The organism is Hyella patelloides LEGE 07179, from assembly GCF_900659865.1.
In the GTDB taxonomy this organism is placed as follows: Bacteria; Cyanobacteriota; Cyanobacteriia; order Cyanobacteriales; family Xenococcaceae; genus Hyella; species Hyella patelloides.
Window position 1 is genome coordinate 1 of record NZ_LR214312.1, and the last position, 1,282, is coordinate 1,282.

Genomic DNA, 1,282 nt, shown 5'->3' on the forward strand with positions numbered 1-1,282 from the left:
TTACTGTTGAAATGGTTTCAGTATGAAACTAAATTCCCTAATTCTACTAGGGAGATTCCCGACGCAGTTATCGATTATCTGGCTCGGCAATTAGAAGTCTCCGTCGAACTAATAACGGAATACGATTGGCAAGGGCGAAGCTATAAGCGTCATTGTGCTGAAGTCCGTCAATTTTTGGGCATTAGAAAAGCAACGGTCAAAGATGCTCAAGAGTTAATAAATTGGTTAATAGAGAATGTTTTAAACCAGGAAGTAAATTTAGAATATCTTCTTCAAATAGCTAACCAAAGATTCTGGGACTTAAAAATTCAACCGCCACCCCCTAATAGAGTAGAGCGATTAGTTAGGTCAGCTTTGCGCACCTATGAAACTAGCTTTTTCCAGCAAACACTAGACAAACTCTCTTCCGAATGTCGTAGTCAAATAGATGCTTTGCTAATTACCAGCGAAGTAGATGAGACTGATAACGCCCCAGAGAAAAAAACCTTTAAAGCATCCTTATTCCACTTTGTTAATTCCGAACCAGGTCGCGCTAGTCTCAATAGTTTACTGACTGAGATTACCAAATTACAAGGTTTACGTCAGATTGGACTGCCTAAAAACTTATTTCCTACCACCGTTACGTCAAAAGTTTTACAAACTTATGCAGCCCGTGCTGCCACAGAACCACCACGAGAACTACGCCAACATCCAGAAGCCACGCGCTATACTCTGATGGCTGCTTTTTGTCATTTACGCACTCTTGATGTCACGGATAACTTGGTAGACTTACTGATTCAAATGATTCATGGCATTGGCAAAAGGGCAGAGAGAAAAGTCAACACTCAACTGATGCGGGATTTTAAAAAAGTCAGGGGCAAACATGGCATTCTGTTTCAGATGGCTAATGCTAGTTTGGAGCAACCAGATGGCAAAATTCAGGAAGTTATCTATCCAGTTGTCAGCAAGTCTACTCTCCAAGATTTAGTTAAGGAACTCAAAGCGTCAGGTACTGCCTACCGTCAAAAGATACATACTGTGGTTCGCTCTTCTTACCGCCATCACTACCGACGTATTCTGCCCAAATTACTATCGCTACTGGAATTTCGTTCCAATAATGATATTCATCAGCCAGTCATTGAGGCACTGAAGTTACTCAAAAAATACGCCAACAGCAAACAAAGATATTATGACTCATCAGAGAAAGTACCCATAGAAGGAGTTCTCAAAAAAAGTTGGCAAGAAATTCTGATTGAAACCGATAGCGAGGGTCAGGAACGGATTAATCGCATCAACTATGAAA

General features: G+C 40.8%; 1 protein-coding gene. It reads left to right on the forward strand.

Features of this window, described 5'->3' with window-relative positions; genetic code table 11:
- The coding region (locus H1P_RS33415; protein ID WP_144875794.1) for a DUF4158 domain-containing protein at positions 1-1,282 on the forward strand (1,282 nt) is incomplete at both ends.